The sequence below is a fragment of the Syntrophaceticus schinkii genome (assembly GCF_000946815.1).
GTDB lineage: Bacteria > Bacillota > DSM-12270 > Thermacetogeniales > Thermacetogeniaceae > Syntrophaceticus > Syntrophaceticus schinkii.
Window position 1 is genome coordinate 1 of the sequence record NZ_CDRZ01000212.1, and the last position, 19499, is coordinate 19499.

The window sequence follows — 19499 nt, forward strand, 5'->3', positions numbered from 1 at the left end:
CCCGATCTACTGGGACAATGCAACTTTCGAATCTTCCTGGCAATCCCTTTGCTTTCCCACTTCCTCAAAGGTTTGACGCTGAGAGATAATCGGTTTCCAGAGTTCGCCAGCGCGTAGATGCTTTCTAGTGTGTTTATGTTCGAGGAAGTTAATCTCTTTTTCGATCACTTCTTCAATGACATGTACAGCCATCTTGTCCTCATCAACATCCAGCCCCCTAACTGTATGTTGAATAATCGATGAAAGTTCGTTGTCTATAACTAGATTTTCATAGCTAGCCACCAAAGCATTGTCCACAATACCCGCAGTGCCGCAAAAATCGATACCGATCAAAGCGGGAAGGAGGGCATTGTAAATGTGTTCAAAGCCGCTCTGGGCATCAGGAGCCTTGGAAGCACCAGTATAGCAGCCCGCACCCCGGGCAATACCATAGTGTTTTGCCAGTTGTATCGATAGGGCTCCACCAATTCCCATTTCCGGCATTGCCCAAAGCGCAACCCCGGATCTCATATCCATAGCACCTCCAGACCGGGGCGACATGATTACCCGACAACCAGGCTTCATTAGTTGGGTAGAAATAACACCCGCCAGAAGCTCGGCATTATGTTGAACAACATTACCAAGAATAGTGACCGGAGATGTGGCACCCATAATAGGTGCAGGGTCAAACCCTACCGGTAAGCCAGCCTCTACAACACCCATCATAGCCTCAGCGGGCCCCGTACCGAAGTCAAGCGGGCTCATGGGTGAAACCTCGTAGTAGCCCAGCCCTTTCTCCCTTAGGGCTTCCTCACTACCCGCAACAGCTAACAGGGCATCATAAATATATGGCCATTCGTCATAGGACTCCAAACACAGCCGAATAGGCTTCGTGGTATTGCGCAGCAATGTCACAGCTTCAATGGTAACAATTGCTTTCTGGGGAACATCCCGCGGGTAAAGAGGAGAAACAACATTCATAAACTCAAGAGCGTCAGCTAAACGTGTAAAATCTGCCAGGTCTTTTAGGAGAGCATCGCGTCTCTCCCCAGTATCGAGATCAATTATGGACGGCAGGCCGATACAAACCTGCCCGTAAGCCCTGTTCCTACCCAACTCTAGAACATGTTCACCTGTTCTGCTGGTTATTTCCCATGGCCCTGGAACACGCTTTATGGCTTTATCAATAACATCTTGGGTAAAAGTAATACGTCCTTTCTTTTCCTTACAACCATTATCTAGCAAAAGGCTCTTAAACTTATCAGATGTGGTGCTAATGCCAATGTTTTTCAAAACATCCACAGTAGCCTCATGAACCCTCATTAGATCGGTTTCTGATATTATTTCAAAATTCATGCTGTCCCTTCCCCTTTTTGTTTTTCTTGAAGCGACTATCCCATCAACCGCTTGGCGAGCTTAGCAGCACTAGAAGCGTCCTCGGCATAACCGTCGGCACCAATCTGATCAGCCCAATTCTGGTTAATTGGTGCACCACCGATCATAATCTTGACAGAATCACGAAGTCCCTCTTCCTTCAATGACTCAATAATTTCTTTCTGGCAACCGACGGTTGTTGTAAGCAGGGCAGAAATGCCTACAATATCGGGGTTTAATTTTCTAATCTTTTCAATAAACGCGCTTGTGGGAACATCGACTCCTAGATCAAACACCTCAAACCCCGCGGACTTCAGCATCATGATCACAATGTTTTTCCCAATTGAGTGTAGATCACCATGTACTGTCCCCATAAGAACTCTGCCTACAAACTCCCTGTTCGTTCCCTCTAACATGGGTTCGACAATAGCAATCCCTGCTTCCATTGCCTTCGCTCCCAGTAAGAGATCCGGCAGGAAGTATTCTCCTGATTCGAAACGCTCACCTACCACTTCAATACCCCTGGTCAGTCCTTCATTGATAATCCTTAATGGCTCGATTCCAGCATCAACAGCCTTATTAGTCAACTCGGGTACAAGTTCTTCCTCACCTTCAAATACCGCTTCCGACAATTTGCTCAAAATGTTTTCCTGATCCATAAGGCACCTCCTAGGTTTTATTTTTTTACATTGGGATCTGGTTATCGGAGCCCCAATCTATTTCCTTTTTAAACCGTACTCCTCTTCGGCCTCTTCGACGATTTCCCTGAGCTTTTTCTGAACGCCTTCAGGTAGAGGATCGGGTTTATGTGTCTCTAAGATGTGAATTGCTTCTTCGTAAGCTCTGGTTGTGAGGTCTTTTCCTCCCTTATCGAGCCATGCCTCACGCATCCGACGGTCGATCATCTTGCTCTGGGACTGCTCCCTAAAGTACTTGTAGGTATGTTCCTTGGTTATGAACTCTCCGGAGGATCCTACCTCCTTGATCACATCCACAGCCAAGGTTTCGTCTGTAACCGGTATACCCTCAACTACTTTGTTGACCATCCGGGCGATCTCATTGTCGATCAAGAGTTGTGCATAATCGAAGGTGACACCCAGTTCGAGCATCCCTGACCCGTAAATCATGTTTGCGCCACCTAGCGCAGTCAACAGGGCAGTGATGGTCTTTTCATGAGCAGCCTGGGCATCAGGAAGCTTGCTGTCAGCCTATCCACCGGCAACCCAACTGGGAAGCAAATAATACTGTGCCAGTCCTGCAACAGCCGCATTGATCATGGCCAGTTCCGGGGAGCCTACCGGTGCTGTAGCAGTCTTCAAATCCATTATAGTAGTGGAACTGCCGTAGATAATCGGTGCACCTTTGCGGGTCGCCTGGCTCAAAACAATCCCGCCAAGAACCTCTGCATTATGAGTTACGAGGGTGCCCGCCAGTGTTACAGGAGATGTAGCACCCGCCATCGCCATAGAAAGAATACACACCGTTATACCCTGCCGAGCAGCCTCGATGAGAATATCACAACATTCTGGGACAAGTTTTAACGGACTTGTAGGACAAACAATTGTACTATAAAATGGCCTTTCCCGAAGCCTATCTCTACCCCCGACAACCGCTGCCGCCATATCTATCATCTTGCGAAAGTTCTGGACATTCATTGCACCTATGAAGCAGTGTTTAGAAATGTTAGGAAAAATAGCCTCGGCATTATGAAGCGGCTGCACAGGGCCTGGCATCTCGTCCGCGCCCACCGCGCGGTTGTGCAGCAGAATTTGATCCATGGCATCGCACATCAGAGCGGCTTTTGCCACATCATCCTTGGTAGTTGGGCGGTACTCCTTAGAATAGGGGTCGATAATCCGCAGCCCCTCGCCAAAGTTCATAAAAGCAACACGCTTGCTGTCTGCAACATAGTCATGTTTCGGATTTCTGCCAGCCAAGAGAATCGTGCTCGGCGCTGATAGAATAGCATCCTCTACTACATAGGGAGGAAATTTAACATTTTCATTCTCCTCATCCACCTCTGCACCAACTCCGGCCAAAATATCCCGCGCCTCTTTACTGCCGACGTAAAGCCCTGTATCCCTCATAACCTCTAAAGTAGCGCAGTGGATTGCATAAAATTCGTCTTCGGTAAACATTTTGAGTCCAAAACCATCAATCCGGTTAATTCCCGCTTGCAAACTCCTTATCAACGCTCTCCTCCCCCTTTATTTTTGAACTAGCTCAATACTCAACAGTTCCCCTCCTTTAAATCATTTTTACTTTGCGCTTGAAGTTTTCGACCGAATTGATTTTGATATCTAGCAATCTAGCAATATTGAACTTGGCTTCAATCCCGTAGGACGCTCGGTCCCGCGCCTGCACATGACCGATATCCAATTGTTCCCGAAGCTCTTTCATCAGATGGGAATCGGAAAGGTCAAACACAGAGACCCCCAGTTTCCCTGCCACATATTCCTTTGCTTCTTTGATTTTCATGGCCTTGGACATTTGGACACGAGCCACCAGATCTCCGGTAGTACGAATTCCACCCATGCCCGCAGCTACTTCGTGCGCAACAGCCATTCCGTAGGCATCGCCGTGACCAATCTACAACCCGTCAGCCTTTCCTATTTCTACAAGGGACTTGGATACTCTAGATGTGGCATCAGTTGGTGAAGTGTTGCTCAGAGGGATTGCCCCTACGCCCATACCGGCATTCACATGAACCGGTATATTTGATGCATCCGAGCATGCCTTAGAAAAGGTAACAGCACGGGCAAGGTTCCAGGGGAGTGTCTTCCTGCTATTGGTATTGATCACCGCCCCAAAGATGGTACCTCCTGCTTTTTCCACAACCCTTGCCTGGTCTTGCGGATAAAGGCCGGCAAGCCTTATGCCATCAAACTCCAACTGCCCATGCATTCCCAGCACAAACTCACCGGACATCCCAACTTCAATGGCCATATCCGGGTATTTTTCTTTCAAAATTTCAATTGCTTTAAGTGTAGCCAAGAAGTCCCCGTCACCTGAGGCCCCAACGGTATCAAAGTTGATCCCGTCTGCCCCTGCCTCATAGAGAAGACTGGCAACGTAGACCATGTCCTTAGTCGCCATCTCTACAGCCTCTTCCTGGGCTGCTCTGGCTTCACTGATCTTGCCCATAGGAAGCAATTCGGACCAGTTGTCGATGGGGCCATCAGGCCTGGTATACAACCCCAGGTTAGGCATCGCCCCATAAAAAACCGGTATCATACAGTTGAGCTGAGTTAGTTCCATAGATGTAGCTTCTTCATGAACAATATTTTTGAGCTGTTTGTAGCTGTAATCAGTATTGCCAATTTCCATGGTGTCTGAACACAGAACCCGCTCATGCATCAACACTGTGGTCATTCTGCCCACTGGAATCCCGGCGCGGACCGGAAGTTTCAGAGTGCCAGCGTCAAATGTCGCTACAACCTCATTCCCGCGCTCAATACTCACTGTCTTCTGGGGATTGCTGATTATTTGATAGAGCCTCTCCATTTCATCATCAGTAAGCTCCGGTATTCGACCTCTGTCTGCTGCATCTAACATTCCTTCCTCAAGATCCTGACAGATCTCAGCCTCACTTAGCCATGAGGCGGACCCGTCACCCATTCTGGTAAAAACCCTTGCCATTTCTTCCTTCCCTCCTTAACTTAGTGGTTCTTGTCTCTTTTTCACAAGGGGGGGGCACCTTCCCTACTATCGTGGAAAGGGGACTTTTAGATTAGCGTTTTTCTGACTGCCTCCTTTCCGGCAGTTACTTTTATGTATATTTCCAAATACGCTTTACCAAACAGCATCCCAGGCAATTGCCAATAATCTGTTTATCATAGATATGCAAGTTTAATGCCAGTAAAGGATAACAGGCGCCACCTGCACTGTTAATAACAATCATGGATTCTGCAAGCATTTCTATTGCTAGACAAGATTAAGTCGCAGGTGCCTGAAATAAGTTAAGTTCGGCAGGGCCGTAATATTTTTTGGATAAATTTGATGTAGCGTCAACGTGAATCGATGAAATACTTTATTTCCCATACAATGCCATTAATAAGTCATTGTCACTGATTTATTATCGAGAACATTTCTTTATTTTTGACTTGTTTGTTTCATCAATGATTCAAATGTTTTCCCTGCCTGCGAAAAACATCAACTAGTTTTGGCGGAAATAGTGAATTACAGGCATCTGATGAATGCGCATTTTGCTGGCATGGAAATTGCACAATTAATAAAACGAACAACCCTATCGATGGAACAGTCCAATACTATTAAAGGAGGTTTTATAAGAGTAATGGGCAAATTTGACGAAATTCAAAAAGCAGTGTTCGAGGGGAATGTAGAAAGGGTTAAAAATCTGGCAGAAACCCTGGTAGCCGCTGGTGAAGACCCACTGGCAATCATCGACGACGGTCTAATCGCCGGAATGAATATTGTAGGAACAAGGTTTAAAGAAGGAGAAATGTTCGTACCAGAAGTCATGATGTCCGCCAGTGCCATGAATGCAGGGGTTGACGCGATAAGACCCTTGGTCAAAAGTGGGGAGATACAATCCGCCGGGGTCATTGTCATAGGGACTGTGAAAGGGGACTTGCATGACATCGGAAAGAATTTGGTCTGCATGATCCTCCGCAGTGCGGGATTTGAGGTGGTCGATCTTGGTGTTGACATCTCATCGGAAAAATTCATCGATGCCATTAATAAACATAACCCAAAAATTGTTGGAATGTCCGCTCTTTTAACTACAACAATGCCTGCCATGAAAGAAACTATCGATACCATTGCAGAAATGGGTTTACGGAATAAGATAAAAATCATCGTTGGTGGTGCCCCGGTATCCCGTGAGTTCGCTGAGCAAATTGGAGCAGATGGTTACGGTGATGATGCAATATCAGCTCGAGACCTCTGTATAAACCTGCTTAATAAATAAATATACATTAAAAATATATATTTAGTGTCCCTTGAAAAAACCCTTAATTCAAACCTTCATTTATGAACAATTTCAAGCTGCTAATCCAGTGAAAGCCTTATTAGGAAACTTGTTTTTAACAATCGCAGATACGCATGCTGAGGGAACAACTTTTTCAGGGGGTACCTACTTAAGTCGGGGAACTTAACAGATTAGCTCTTTCTGTCTAAATAATAACAGATCACAGTCAGCAATTGTTGCGATATTAACCATAGAATAGAATAGTTCCTCGACTCATTTTTTTTGCATCCCTTTGGATAGGAGGAATTGCTCAGTGCAATAGGAGCATTTACAAAAAAATTCTTTCTATCTCATAAAAGGGTTTTCGCGAATTGTGTCGAAATTAAATAAAAAATGAATCATGGTGCTTGATTCATTCCTATAAATACCCACCATTAATCTATCGAACCAGATTTAGGGGAGTCTATCAGAAAGAACACATTGACTTTATATCTCTGTAGACGATAACTTCCTGGACTTCCCACCAAAATTTAATATGTAAGTTAGATTTTTTTTAGAATATATACTAATCAGAAAACCACAATTCAAAAAACCTCGTAAAAACTAACGTAAAATAGTTGCAGACATCTAACCTGAACATTTCGACCATTTTATCTACCTATAAGTTACCTTCTATTTTCCGGAACGTTTTACAAAACATCATAATTAACGCCTAGATTTTCTATTTTATCAAATCTGTCCCTGCCGGAGGAGAAACAATTATACCAATGAAAAACTTCCAAATCACAAAGCAGCGTGCAGACTAGTTTATGAGTTTCCGAATGACTACTTGATCATACAAGGAGGGATCGATACGTTCGTTTACCAACCATCTTTACTCATGAATAAGATACCAGAAACAGGTTCCGTGGAGGTGAGAAAGGTAGGCTTGGACAAAGAAAGTTTCGAAAAAGTACTTGATATGTCTTTTGATGAGATATTTGTAATAGATAGTGAAGGAGTAGTCGTTTATGTAAATAAAGTCTGCGAGAGGCATTACGGCGTAAAAGCTTCCGAAATGATAGGGAAAACATGCCAAGAGTTGGCATCTACAGGACTTTGGTTTCCATCCATTACTCCCCAAATTTTAAAGGAAAAAAAGAGAATAAACTTAATTCAGGAGACTTCAATGGGCATAAAACTTTTAGTAACGACTACTCCTGTCCTTAATGGACAGGGGAATATCACCATGGTTGTAATGAATGCCCGTGACATTACAGAGTTGGAGTTGCTTAAGAATAAACTGGATAAGGCATCCGATTTAGCCATAAAATATAAATCACAACTGGAAGAACTCCGCAAGAAAGATCTTGATTTAAGTGGGTTCATCATTCACAGCAAAGAGATGGAAGATATTGTCAAGATATCTCAGCGGGTAGCTGTCACGGACTCAACGGTTTTAATTCTCGGGGAAACAGGTGTAGGAAAAACTCTCCTCGCCAAGTTTATCCACAAGCTCAGCCCAAGAACTGACGGTCCCTTTATCACCTTGAACTGCGCTGCCATCCCTGACCAGCTTTTTGAGTCCGAGTTGTTCGGTTACTCCCCCGGAGCTTTCACAGGTGCTAATAAAACCGGAAAAACAGGGCTCATCGAACTGGCGGATGGGGGCACACTTTTCCTCGATGAAATCGCGGAAATAAGCCCCCGGCTGCAAGCCAAACTGCTCCAAGTAATAGAGGAGCGCCAGTTTTTTAATATTGGGGGAAAAACACCTAAGAAAATTGATATCAGAATTCTTACAGCAACAAACCGCGACCTCAAGACATGTGTTAAAAATGGATTATTTAGAGAGGACCTTTATTATAGGCTTAACGTCATCGAAATTCTGATTCCCCCACTTCGTGAGCGGCCAGAAGATATTATTTTCCTGGCAGACCATTTCCTTAACATGCACAATAAAAAATATAACACCCACAAACGTCTTTCGCCTGATGCCCAAGACTTGATGCTCGCCTACTCCTGGCCAGGCAATGTTCGGGAGTTATCCCACATCGTTGAAAGATTGATCATAACCGTCCCTAAAAATGTTATCAAACCCCAGGACCTTTCTCCCCTGTTGAACGCCGTTTCAGGAAAAGGAGATGATGACGCAATTTCCGTCACCAAGCTCATGCCACTCGACCATGCTCTAGAAAAGGTTGAAAAACACCTGGTTATAACAGCGTATAATAGACTTAAAAGCTCCTACAAGGTCGCTGAAGTCCTGGACATCAGCCAAAGCAAGGCTTATAGATTAATGCGCAAGTTCCAATGCTACGAGTGCGAATAAAACACCTTTCCAATAATCACAAAAGGGGCGGGCATTAAAACAGCCGCCCCCTATATATCCCCCTAAACCTGCTCCCATCATCTCTATTTAGTTTTAAACATCTTCAGCATTCTATCGGTAACTAGAAAACCACCGCATAGATTGATGGTTGCTAATACCACCGCAAGAAAGCCTAAAAGCTTTGACCCGCTGGTCACTGCAAAAGCTGTAGCCACCAATGAGCCGAGGATGGTCACTCCTGACAGGGCATTCATGCCTGACATCAAGGGTGTATGAAGCAGTGTTGGAACTTCATTAATTACTTTGTAACCTGCCCAGGTGGCAATGATAAAGATAACTACCAACACCAGTGGACTCACCACAGATCACTCCTTTAAGCACAATAAAGCAATAAAGCAAGCCTGCCCCGTCTTTAAGACATCCCCATCGCTTCCAGGGCACCGTTATGTACTATTTTACCGTCTCTGGTTACAAGAGATGAGGCGATGATTTCATCTTCTGTATTGAGATACACTCGCCCATCCTTGATCAAGTTAACTACAAAGTTGTAGATGTTGTGGGCAAACATCCAGGTGGAACTGACAGGAACCATACCAGGTATGTTTTTTGTGCCATCGATGCTGACGCCATCATACTCCTTAACCTCTCCTCCCACGGTCAGTGCGCAATTGCCCCCCTGATCAATGGCTATATCCACAATAGCTGAACCGGGGCTCATGGACTTTACCATTTCCTCTGTAACCAAAATCGGTGCCAACTTCCCGGGAATAAGGGCAGTCAGAATAATGATATCTGCTTTGCTCACTGTCTCACAGAGTGCCTCTCGCTCTTTCTGCAACCACTCATCTGGAAGGCTTTTGGCATAACCGCCCTCCCCTACAGCTATCTCAGCAGGCACACCGGTTTCCACTATTTTGGCTCCTAAACTTTTTGCCTGTTCGGCGGCATCGGGCCGAATATCAGCTGTATGAACCGCAGCACCCAATCTTTTTGCTGTAGCAATGGCCTGCAGCCCGGCAACACCGGCTCCGACAACTAAAACTGCTGCTGGTTTAATCATCCCTACAGCAGTACCGATCATCGGTATGAATTTCCCTAAACGATCCGCAGCCATCAATACCCCCTTATATCCGGCAACAGTGCTCATCGAGGTCAGGGCATCCATAGACTGCGCTCTGGAGATCCTGGGAATCCCGTCTAAAGTCAAACTGATAACCCCTTTTGCTGCTAAGTCTTTAACCATCCGGTGGTTAGACGGAGCAGCGGGATGGATAAAGGTAACCAGTGTCTGCCCTTTGTGCATCATTTCCACTTCGTGTTTATTCTTTTCAGGGTTAAACAGGGGTTCTTTGACCTTCAGGATAAGATCGGCGTTTGCATATACCTCTTCAGCATCAGAGATCAGTTCAGCCCCTGCACCTTCATAATCCTGATCACTGAAATAAGCGCCCAGGCCGGCACCTTTTTCCACCAGTACCCTGGCCCCGCTGTTTACCAATTTCTTCACTGTATCAGGAATAGCAGAGACCCTGCGCTCCCCGCACATGATTTCCTTCGGTACCCCAAATGTCAGACCCTTGAACTGCATTGGACATCCATCTCCTTTTATAATTGTATAAGTACCAGTTATCCCACATCAGCTCTTCAGCCCATCGATCAACTGCTCCAGGGTTTCGGCGGCATTTCCCAGCAGCAGATGCACACTTGACTGATTATATAAAGGGTTTTCCACACCGGAATATCCGGGCTTGGTATCTATATTGCAGACAACAACCTGTCTGGCTTCATCAACCCTGAGAATGGGCATCCCGTAAATTGGGGTCCCTTCCGCTGTAATAGCAGCAGGGTTGACGACATCACAGGCCCCGATCACAACAGCAACATCGGTGTCTTTAAACTCAGGATTGACATCATCCATTTCCTGCAGCTGGTCATAGGGGATATCTACTTCAGCCAAGAGCACATTCATATGTCCGGGCATCCTGCCGGCTACAGGGTGTATAGCAAACTGGACACTTTTTCCCTGAGCCTCAAGAACATCCAATAAATTTCTTACCTGCCATTGTGCCTGCGCTAAAGCCATGCCATAACCCGGGACAATAATTACCTTTTTCGCTTGTTTTAAAATATCCACTGCACTCTGCGATCGCTGTTCCTCACACAAACTTTCCGCTTGCATATGCTTCCCAAGTTGTTTTTCCTCCTGAGGACTCTCTGCACATAACTCATCATCGCAATTTATTATTAAGACCGCGCTGCCATTTAATACCTCCAGCAGGGGGCGATTCATATTCCTGCACATGATCCCTGTAAGTATAATACCGGATGCCCCTACGATCGCCCCGATAGAAACAAGCAGGGGATCAGCGATGGTCAACCCACAGATCGAACCGGCCAAACCAGAACAGGAGTTGAGCAGAGAGATGGTGATCGGCATGTCTGCACCCCCTACCCTGATGGCAAAAAATACTCCAAAAGCCAGGGAAATCAAGGTTACAGCTACAGCATTATAAGCAGCCAGAGACGGGGAGTATATAATAGTACCAACGGCCACTAAACAGGCTAAAACAGCAAGTGCTGCAGCATTAAGTAGAGAATGACCCTTCAGGATAACCGGCTGCTGAGAGATGCGCCGGTCAAGTTTGGCAGCAGCTATTAAACTGCCGCTCAAGGTAACCCCTCCCACTACCAGTGCCAGCTGGCCTGTAAAGCGGCTGAATAATCCCATTTGTGTAAACGTTTCAAAGATAACAACAAGCGCAACTAATGCAGAGGCCCCTCCTCCCAGCCCGTTGAGCAGTGCCACCATTTGAGGCATTTGAATCATGGTCACCCTTACAGCTAAGAAATAACCGATAATACCACCCAATAAAATGGCCGCCCATAACAGTGTCTGATCGAGGATCCCGTTATAGAAAAGAACCAGTAAAATCGCGCTGAACATACCCAAAGCACCCAGTTGATTGCCGCGAGGGGCAGTTTGGGGAGAACTCATCAGCTTAATTCCGTAAAGAATTAAAACAGCTAGAACAAGACAAAGAATTTGATATACACTGGTTTGCATTCTGTCTCACCTGTTATTCCATATTTCCACTTCCGGGACGTCAATTCTGGAGATCAGTCCCATAGATGTCCCACAGAGATGTTAGCACACATCTTGACAGGCTCAGCACCTATCAGATTAAATTAATCGCAGGGTTACAAATACTTCTATTGAGCAGTTGTGGGTAACCCAGGTTACCCACAACTGCGCTTTTTTATTCTTTTTTCCATACAAAACCACAAGTCAGAGTCAGCAAACGCTTTTATTTGGTTTCTTCGGCTGCTACACGTGCTAACCTATAAGGCACATAACGCTCAACCTCTTTTTGGCCAAAGAGCGGCTTTTCAACATAATTGAAGAGAATTAAGTACAGGATAAAGGAAACAATAGTTGCACTAATAAAGGGCACAGGAAGTATTTCAAAGAAGCAAAGGACACCTACGAGAAGCCAGGATACCACTCCTGCGAGTCCATTAGCCTGCACATATCTGTCCTTGGATATAACATAGTAATGAGCGATCAGAACTCCGACAAAACTCATATTAAATGAACCATGGAAACCCGCTATCCATTCAAAGAATCCGAGTTGCCCAATACCTGTCATCGCTCCCATGATTCCCAAGCTCCCACTAACAAGGTTACTCTGGAACGCCTCACCTTTTTAATTTGGTACAAAGCAGTTGACAGGGCTAAACCCGCGGAGTAGGCATTGTTGTCGTTGGTGGTCCAACCGGCACCGAAGATAGCAAGAAAACCCAGCGCACCGATTCCCAGTGCTGGGAAGAGTGCTTCGAGAGGCTGCTGTACTGTAGCGCCCAGCAGCACACCACAGATAGGTGGAATCGAACCGAAAACAAAAGCAATGGGGATAACGGTAAATGTCTCTTTCTTGGTCTTCAAGAACCTGCTGACATCAGCCATCAGCATGACAAATCCGCCCCAGGCTCCGGCATTCAAGAAAACCGCCCTGGAAAATGTCATCTGGTGGTTTTCAATAGCGAGTGCTGCCCCAAACCCACCGAATTGATTCACTGCAATGATGGTAGCGATCACAGTAACGACGAAAAAGAAGGGCATTGTAACCCAGCTGACTTTCGTCATTAATTTGATACCTATGATCCCCGAGGTCATCATCACTGCACAGATCAGCCCTGAGACGACAAGCCTGTACGGTGTAAGGTTGGCAAACAATTCACATGCAGCCCTGCCGATGGCATCTGCCTGCAGCCCGATGGAGCCAAAGCTGAGCACTGTAAACATCATCAAGGTAAGCAGCATCATGCCAATCCAGCCCAGGGGGCCTTGTGCTAAAACATAGCTTGCCAGTCCTGTTCTTCTGCCGATTTCCCCTACGAAACCGGCGATAATCCCGGCAATGCCATAGCCTACAATACAGGATAGTATCGCCAATTTAACAGATAACTGCATTCCGATGCTGTAGCCGATCGCTACTGAATAAAGAGAGACCCACATGCCGATAAAGGTCATCATCATCGATGGCCAGGGTATTTTTTCCTTCTCTGAAATGGGAGTATAAACGTCTTCCTCGTCTCGCAGTTCTTCTTCTTCCCGATTTGTTTCATCAGTCATACTGCATACCCCTCCTTGTCTCTGGTTAAATACGATAAGGATATAAATTCACGTATCCAGCTAAGCCTGCTTTACTGCGTCTGCCTCCTCTCCATTCATATTTTAAACACCAGCACCTGCGGCAACTATACGGCATTAACTTGCAAAAGTTTTGCTAAATGATTTAGAAAAATAGATGCCTCAATCCTCTGTTTTGCAAACTGAAAAACAACCTGCTTTATTGGGCTGGTGCACAATTAGGCTAAAGACAAAGCGATAAAAGTTTTCGTATCTTCTACCAGGTTGTCGATTATGGCGTATTCATTAGGCTGGTGTGCCAGTTCATCAAGGGTTGACCAGACCACTGCAGGAATTCCCATCTCTCTTAAGATGGCGGCACAGGTCCCCCCACCGATTCCCCCTATTTTGGGTGATAACCCTCGCTGCTTTAAGGAATCACTCAAATTTTTAACCACCGCAGACTCAGGTGAGGTGGGAAGAGGTGCATCAACCCGCTGTGGAAAATCATAGTTGATCTCCACTTGGTGCTCATACTCATATTTCGTCACCAATTGATCGATATCGCTCACTACTGCATCAAGTTTCCATGAAGGCAATATCCGGAAATCAACAGTAAAAACATCCTTTCCCGGTACCACATTGGGGCTGCTGACATTGGCGAATTTTTGAGTCAATTCAAAGGTGGAGAAGGGAGGATCAAAAAGATCGTCCCGGTCCCTGTATTTCCGGCGCATTGTTTCAATAAGCTCCACTGCAAAGAGTGAGCCTACCCATCCTGCATTGATACCGCAGTGAGGCCGCGAAGCGTGTGTCTCTTTACCGACTACAGTAAATCTGCACCACAGAATGGACTTTTCGGCCACCTCGATAAAGCTTCCATCAGCACACCCGGCATCAGGTACCAGTGCCTCATCTTCAGGTTTAAATAAACCCTCTTCTGCCAGAAACTTGAGGCCATAGGTACTTCCTGCCTCTTCATCACTGACAAAAAGCAAGCCCAGATCCTTCTTCGGCTGCAGCCCCAACCGTTTTAACGTTATCAGGCTGTAGACCATACAGGCGATCGCCTGCCCGTTATCCTCCACACCGCGGCCGTAGATCCGGCCGTCCCGGACAACCGGTGAAAAGGGGTCCGTCTCCCATGTATTCATATCCCCTGCGGCAACTGTATCCATGTGCGCCGCAATCCAGAGTGTTCCTTGCTCACCGCTGCCGCGCAAACGGCTCACCAGGTTAAGGCGCTTGCCCTCCGGTACAGATTGATCATCCACTTCCATGATCTGAACCGGCAAATCATGCTCTTCCAAAAAATTGGCCAGCCATGTGGCCCTCCGGTACTCTCCTTCCCCGCCGAAAGATGGATTAACAGCAGGAATAGAGCATAGATCAACGAGGAATTTTACCATCTCAGGCCTTAGGGATTCCACAACCCCAGCGATATCTTCTCTAATGTTCACAACACCCACTCCGTTTTCTAGGATAGTTTTCAATTGGTCCTGGGATAGAATGCAGTACAAATTCTCAGCTGTAAAGTGGAAATCTATTACAGAGATCCCTTACCTGCTGCTGTATCTGGCCTTTCTCTTTGGTACCGGTTAAGGTGGAATCTATGATCTCCGCTATCTCCCGCATAGCTTCTTGATTGAACCCGCGGCTGGTGACAGCGGGTGTGCCAAGGCGAATACCACTTGTTACCATAGGGCTCTCCGCATCGAAAGGAATGGCGTTCTTATTTACTGTGATACCGATTTCATCTAACAGGGAGTTCGCCTCTTTGCCTGTGACTTTTTTATTACGCAGGTCTACAAGCAGCAGATGATTGTCTGTGCCGTTGGTGCATAGATTGAAGCCGTGCTCTATCAAACCCTGAGCCAGTGCTTTGGCATTGGCCACTACATTCTTTTGATACTCGATAAAATCCGGCTCAAGGGCCTCTTTCAATGCCACCGCTTTTGCTGCAATAACATGCATCAAAGGGCCTCCCTGAATACCTGGAAAGATCGCATTGTCAACAGCCCTGGCGTATTTTTGACGGCACAGGATCATCCCGCCACGGGGTCCTCGCAGGGTCTTATGTGTGGTAGTTGTCACAAAATCAGCATGGGGTACAGGTGACGGATGCAGTCCGGCAGCAACCAAACCGGCGATGTGTGCCATATCTACCATCAACAAAGCTCCTACTTGATCAGCAATTTCTCTAAATGCCTCAAAATCAATAATCCTGGGATAAGCACTGGCACCGGCTACGATCATTTTTGGCATGTGTTTAAGAGCCAGATCCCGAACTTCTTCATAATCGATGGTCCCAGTTTCCCGGCTAACACCGTAATGAACAAAGTTGTAGTATTTCCCTGATTGATTCACAGAACTCCCATGGGTCAAGTGACCGCCATGGGAAAGATCCATTCCCAACACCAGATCTCCTGAATTAAGAGTGGCAAAATAAACTGCTTGATTGGCCTGTGAACCGGAATGGGGTTGGACATTGACATGCTCCGCCCCAAAAAGCTTTTGTGCTCTCCGGCGCGCCAGATCCTCCACCTCATCAACAAATTCACAGCCGCCGTAATAGCGGTCGCCAGGGTATCCTTCAGCATACTTATTGGTTAATACTGTTCCCAGAGCACCTAAAACAGCTTTGCTCACAAAATTCTCAGAGGCAATCAGTTCAATTTTTGTTCTCTGCCTATTTAACTCCCTATTAATGCTGACTGTAATATCTTCATCAAATTTGGCCAACTCATCAAAGCAATTCAGCAATGTATACTGCACCTTCCTTTATCACTGTCTCTGTTATTTACATACAGCACTACGTGGGCCGGGCTTGACCACCGTCACCATATTATCTAGAAGGCAAAATTTCTAAAAAGAGCCCAGGAAACACCCTTTCGAATGTCAGCTCAAAAGCCGTGAAGAAGAGAACGATTGCTAAACTCTACCCTGTTATATTAATAATTGCAGTATTTACTGACTGATCGGTGCAAAAAACATGGTGCATTTGCCTCAAACATTTTCATAACCGGTAACGCAAAATAATCGAATAATCTTGGATAGGTGCCATCCTGGGACTCTTTTTATCAATTGATTAAACTAAGCTTCACCCTCTATGCCTTTTTCTTGAATATGCTGCGCGACAGCTGCCAGGGTTTGATCGATGGCTTTGACAAATCCCTCTGCATCGTACATTGCATCATTTTTGTAGCTGTCAATTTGCTCTTTCAGCTCCTGCCAAAAGGGGTCAACACTTCCTTCATCAAGAGCATCTATCAACCTGGAATAAGTATCCAGCAGCCGCAAGGGGCCATAGATGGGGGGCTCATCAACACAACCCCGCGCACTTGTCAGGATGAAGCAGAACAATTCATAGAATTTTGTTTTATCAATCACAGCTATCACCTTTTTCTCTCACGGGACGACCAGACACGGGGACGGTTCTCGCGTCTCACTCGCGTCTCAGGCGGGACGCGGGGACGGTTCTCTCGTCTCACAGCGGGACGCGGGAACGGTTCTCGCGTCTCACACCGCAGCTATATGAGAATTAAATGTCATTAGAACCCGCGTCCGAATCTTGGCTACAACTTCCGACCTCCGACCCCTACTCTCCGGCCTTCGGCATCTCACGACCTCTACTCCCCGACCTCCAACCTCCGACTTCCAACTTCCAGCCGCTACTCTCCGACCTCTACTCTCCGACCTCCGACCTCCGGCCTCCGACCTCTATTCCCCGTAGGCCTCCCAACTGGTAATTGCCTCTATCTCCTTGCGCCGCGGAGGCTTTGGCGTCCGTGCCGCATACCCTATAGATACCAGCAGTTGGGGCACAATGGTTTCCGGCAGCTTCAAAATTGTCTGTACCGCCTCCGGATTAAAGGAGCGTATGACACAACTTCCCAGACCAAGCTCGGTAGCTGCTAACAGGATGTTTTGTGCCGCCATAGCCGCATCAAGGACAGCCAGTGTTTCACATCCCAATTTTCCGCCTTTTCTTGCTGCCAAATCCAGGTCGGCACAAACAGCTATTACAGCAGGCACTTCAGCTGACATCCCCGGGGTAAAGGCCTTAACTTTTTTGATCTGCTCCGGAGTTCTGACAATAGTGTAGTGCAGAGGCTGAATATTGCTTCCACTTGGCGCCCATCTCCCAGCGTCAACCAGTTTACAAAGAAGTTCATCAGAAACCTCTTGTTTTTCATAACGGCGTACACTTCTGCGCTTTACAATACAGTCAAATACTTCCATGGCGAGCCCCTTTTAGCGAATTTCCTTATCTGGTGGAGTCAAATAGGCAGCCTTGCTGTGTGCCAGGCCCATCGCAGCTAAAGCCTCTGCCAATTTTATAGATGCAGCTGCGGGGTCAACAACCGGAACACCCAACTCCTGCTGTAATTTCCTGGCCAGCGGCGACATTCCGGTACAACCCAGTACTATGACTTCAGCTCCATCATCAGCAATGGCCTTTTTAGCCTCCACCAAAATGGCTTGTGCCGCTTTTTCCTCATCCACCAAATCAAGAACCGGCACATTAGCGAAGCGCACTGAAGCCACCCTGCTGGTGAACCCGTACTTTTGCAAATTCTCTCTGATCACCTTGGCAGTGCTCTCCAGCACAGTGACAACGGAAAATTTTGTGCCCAGTGCCATAGCCACAAGAAAGCTTGACTCGCCGCCGCTCGTCACCGGGATGCTGACCTGCTCTCGCACAGCCCTCAAACTGGGATCCATGGCACAATCCACAGTTACCGCATCATAACCCTCTTCTTCTGTTTTCCTGGCCACCTCTAAAATGTAGGGAGCAGCCAGAGCTTCATCCCATGCGTACTCAATTGAAACCGGACCATGGGGCAAACAGACAACATCCACTTCAGTCCCAGTAAAAGCAGCCTTCTTCCTCTCAGCAACCTGTGTAGCCGTAAATTCACTTGACGAATTAGGGATCACTACTCTAATCTTCATTCCATCTGCCTCCTTCCATTGACAGTACAACTGCTGTTTTTATTATGCTTTGTTCGCAGATAAGAAAACCACTAGATTTCAGGAAAGCAGTATTTTTGGGGAGGCATGATCATGCCTCCCCAGATATCCATACAAACTATTTCAATTGTTCTTCAATAGGTACATACTCGTAGTCATACCCAAAAGCTTTCGGGCCAAGAATTCCGATCCCTTTTTCGTTGCGGAAAACTGGCCGTGCCTTCAAGCCGATAACTGCCACATTATCGCCCTCTTGGAGTACCGGGTTAGCATAAGGCTCTCCTGTCACTGCATCCACAACTGTGATGATGTCAGGGCTGGTGATAAACACTTCTCCATTCTTCCAGCTGATGTGGTTTTCATTCTTGAACCAGATCTTGATGGTGTTATTCGCATAATCACCTTCACCGGTAACTTCATGGGTTCCCCAGTAATAACCGAGCTTGTCTTCCCATTCCTTCTTGCTGACTGTTCCTTTAATAAGTACCCAGCCGCCCAGAGATGATACCAGCTCAGCAACCGGGTCCTTGCCTGCTTCGCGGGCCTCTCTGATCAACTTACCAACATTGTAGCACTCGGTCAGAGTTCCCGGAATAATGACTTCCTTTGTGTCCTTACCTGTCATCAGAAAACCGGCGTCCCCGGAGAGGCCATAAGCACCGGCGCTGATCAATTTCCCGATTCTCTCTGACATGGCGTAGTTGATGGCCTCTTTTATAATGCAGACATTACCCCACTCATCTACACTGGAAATCGGCCACAGTTTCTTTCCAAAAAGGTACGGGGTAGTCTGTGGGATCTCCGGGATAGCACGGCCGGTGTAATCTCCGTCGATAGGCTTGATTCCATTTGCCAGTCCTGCAGCAACCCCACCAGGAGTATTGGCTCCGCCGAGTTCAATGGGTACCAGGTATTCGATTTTTTTCCCGGTATACTCTGCAAGTTCGACAAGAGCCTTGCCCAGACGCTCCTTCTCTTTATTAACCGGATTGGTAAGGCCAAACCCTTCCATTTCTTTCAAGACTTCCGGGGTATGAGGAGCAATAGAACCCATCAAAAACGGGCAAGCGGTTACAGCATCATCAGGCACTTCATTAACATCGATCCACCCGATCTCTGTTCCTTTTTCCATTTCGCTGACCAGGGATTCAATACCGTTCTTCGGTAGCCCGCCGCCACCTGTACCGTAAAAAGCACATCCTCGAACAAAATCCTCAATATCCTGTCTCGTCTTCAGTGTTACGGTTGGCATCTTTGATTTCTCCTCCTTGAATATGTTAGTATTTAACTGCACACCTACT

Annotated in this window: 15 protein-coding genes and 2 pseudogenes; 2 read left to right on the forward strand and 15 right to left on the reverse strand. The window is 46.6% G+C overall.

The features are described from left to right. Positions 1-6: 6 nt before the first annotated feature. The 4 genes and pseudogenes from SSCH_RS07550 to mtbB all read right to left on the reverse strand — a co-directional run bounded on the left by SSCH_RS07550 (position 7) and on the right by mtbB (position 4992). Complete coding sequence (locus SSCH_RS07550; RefSeq protein ID WP_084711012.1) at positions 7-1335, reverse strand: trimethylamine methyltransferase family protein; 1329 nt, start codon at positions 1333-1335, stop codon at positions 7-9. 35 nt (positions 1336-1370) lie between these two features. Further along, positions 1371-2012: a corrinoid protein gene (locus SSCH_RS07555; protein ID WP_044664928.1), complete on the reverse strand. Its 642-nt coding sequence runs from the start codon at positions 2010-2012 to the stop codon at positions 1371-1373. Between the two features lie 57 nt (positions 2013-2069). Continuing rightward, a pseudogene (gene mttB, locus SSCH_RS20165) lies at positions 2070-3491 on the reverse strand ([trimethylamine--corrinoid protein] Co-methyltransferase). A gap of 109 nt (positions 3492-3600) precedes the next feature. Continuing rightward, positions 3601-4992: pseudogene (mtbB, locus tag SSCH_RS07575) on the reverse strand ([dimethylamine--corrinoid protein] Co-methyltransferase). 553 nt (positions 4993-5545) lie between these two features. Between mtbB and SSCH_RS07580 the strand changes: the two are divergent. Next, a complete protein-coding gene (locus SSCH_RS07580) occupies positions 5546-6283 on the forward strand; it encodes a cobalamin B12-binding domain-containing protein (protein ID WP_332306912.1) in 738 nt (245 codons plus the stop codon). 880 nt (positions 6284-7163) lie between these two features. Further along, on the forward strand, positions 7164-8594 hold the full coding sequence (locus SSCH_RS07585) for a sigma-54 interaction domain-containing protein (protein ID WP_044664932.1): 1431 nt from the start codon (positions 7164-7166) through the stop codon (positions 8592-8594). Between the two features lie 83 nt (positions 8595-8677). Here the strand turns inward: SSCH_RS07585 and SSCH_RS07590 are convergent, their stop codons facing one another. From SSCH_RS07590 to SSCH_RS07640, 11 genes are all read right to left on the reverse strand, one after another. After that, on the reverse strand, positions 8678-8953 hold the full coding sequence (locus SSCH_RS07590; RefSeq protein WP_044664933.1) for an NAD(P) transhydrogenase subunit alpha part 2: 276 nt from the start codon (positions 8951-8953) through the stop codon (positions 8678-8680). A gap of 53 nt (positions 8954-9006) precedes the next feature. After that, positions 9007-10182: an NAD(P) transhydrogenase subunit alpha gene (locus tag SSCH_RS07595; RefSeq protein WP_044664934.1), complete on the reverse strand. Its 1176-nt coding sequence runs from the start codon at positions 10180-10182 to the stop codon at positions 9007-9009. 48 nt (positions 10183-10230) lie between these two features. Then, the gene (locus SSCH_RS07600; RefSeq protein ID WP_044664935.1) at positions 10231-11658 is read right to left on the reverse strand and encodes an NAD(P)(+) transhydrogenase (Re/Si-specific) subunit beta; all 1428 of its coding nucleotides are present in this window, start codon (positions 11656-11658) and stop codon (positions 10231-10233) included. Between the two features lie 241 nt (positions 11659-11899). Beyond that, positions 11900-12250 carry a hypothetical protein gene (locus tag SSCH_RS07605; RefSeq protein WP_044664936.1) on the reverse strand — a complete coding sequence of 117 codons (351 nt, stop codon included), beginning with the start codon at positions 12248-12250 and terminating at the stop codon, positions 11900-11902. Next, positions 12238-13227: a purine-cytosine permease family protein gene (locus tag SSCH_RS07610; RefSeq protein ID WP_044664937.1), complete on the reverse strand. Its 990-nt coding sequence runs from the start codon at positions 13225-13227 to the stop codon at positions 12238-12240. Before SSCH_RS07610 ends, SSCH_RS07605 begins: the two co-directional genes overlap by 13 nt. Positions 13228-13463: 236 nt before the next feature. Then, a complete protein-coding gene (locus SSCH_RS07615; protein WP_198142271.1) occupies positions 13464-14717 on the reverse strand; it encodes a M20 family metallo-hydrolase in 1254 nt (417 codons plus the stop codon). Between the two features lie 31 nt (positions 14718-14748). Then, positions 14749-15984: a serine hydroxymethyltransferase gene (locus SSCH_RS07620; protein WP_044664950.1), complete on the reverse strand. Its 1236-nt coding sequence runs from the start codon at positions 15982-15984 to the stop codon at positions 14749-14751. 333 nt (positions 15985-16317) lie between these two features. Beyond that, complete coding sequence (locus SSCH_RS07625) at positions 16318-16614, reverse strand: DUF6092 family protein (protein WP_156972179.1); 297 nt, start codon at positions 16612-16614, stop codon at positions 16318-16320. Positions 16615-16944: 330 nt separating this feature from the next. Beyond that, the gene (locus tag SSCH_RS07630; protein WP_044664939.1) at positions 16945-17466 is read right to left on the reverse strand and encodes a nitroreductase family protein; all 522 of its coding nucleotides are present in this window, start codon (positions 17464-17466) and stop codon (positions 16945-16947) included. Between the two features lie 12 nt (positions 17467-17478). Next, positions 17479-18180 (reverse strand): aspartate/glutamate racemase family protein, encoded by a 702-nt coding sequence (locus SSCH_RS07635; protein ID WP_044664940.1) that lies wholly within the window; start codon positions 18178-18180, stop codon positions 17479-17481. Positions 18181-18316: 136 nt separating this feature from the next. Further along, a complete protein-coding gene (locus tag SSCH_RS07640; RefSeq protein ID WP_044664941.1) occupies positions 18317-19450 on the reverse strand; it encodes a DUF917 domain-containing protein in 1134 nt (377 codons plus the stop codon). Between the last annotated feature and the right edge of the window lie 49 nt (positions 19451-19499).

Excerpts from the sequence above, each read along its gene's own strand:
- SSCH_RS07605 (WP_044664936.1), bottom strand. The coding sequence starts at position 12,250 with ATGGGAGCGATGACAGGTATTGGGCAACTCGGATTCTTTGAATGGATA.
- SSCH_RS07585 (WP_044664932.1), top strand. The coding sequence starts at position 7,164 with ATGAATAAGATACCAGAAACAGGTTCCGTGGAGGTGAGAAAGGTAGGC.
- SSCH_RS07580 (WP_332306912.1), top strand. The coding sequence starts at position 5,546 with ATGAATGCGCATTTTGCTGGCATGGAAATTGCACAATTAATAAAACGA.
- SSCH_RS07635 (WP_044664940.1), bottom strand. The coding sequence starts at position 18,180 with ATGAAGATTAGAGTAGTGATCCCTAATTCGTCAAGTGAATTTACGGCT.
- SSCH_RS07550 (WP_084711012.1), bottom strand. The coding sequence starts at position 1,335 with ATGAATTTTGAAATAATATCAGAAACCGATCTAATGAGGGTTCATGAG.
- SSCH_RS07630 (WP_044664939.1), bottom strand. The coding sequence starts at position 17,466 with ATGGAAGTATTTGACTGTATTGTAAAGCGCAGAAGTGTACGCCGTTAT.
- SSCH_RS07595 (WP_044664934.1), bottom strand. The coding sequence starts at position 10,182 with ATGCAGTTCAAGGGTCTGACATTTGGGGTACCGAAGGAAATCATGTGC.
- SSCH_RS07610 (WP_044664937.1), bottom strand. The coding sequence starts at position 13,227 with ATGACTGATGAAACAAATCGGGAAGAAGAAGAACTGCGAGACGAGGAA.
- SSCH_RS07555 (WP_044664928.1), bottom strand. The coding sequence starts at position 2,012 with ATGGATCAGGAAAACATTTTGAGCAAATTGTCGGAAGCGGTATTTGAA.
- SSCH_RS07640 (WP_044664941.1), bottom strand. The coding sequence starts at position 19,450 with ATGCCAACCGTAACACTGAAGACGAGACAGGATATTGAGGATTTTGTT.
- SSCH_RS07600 (WP_044664935.1), bottom strand. The coding sequence starts at position 11,658 with ATGCAAACCAGTGTATATCAAATTCTTTGTCTTGTTCTAGCTGTTTTA.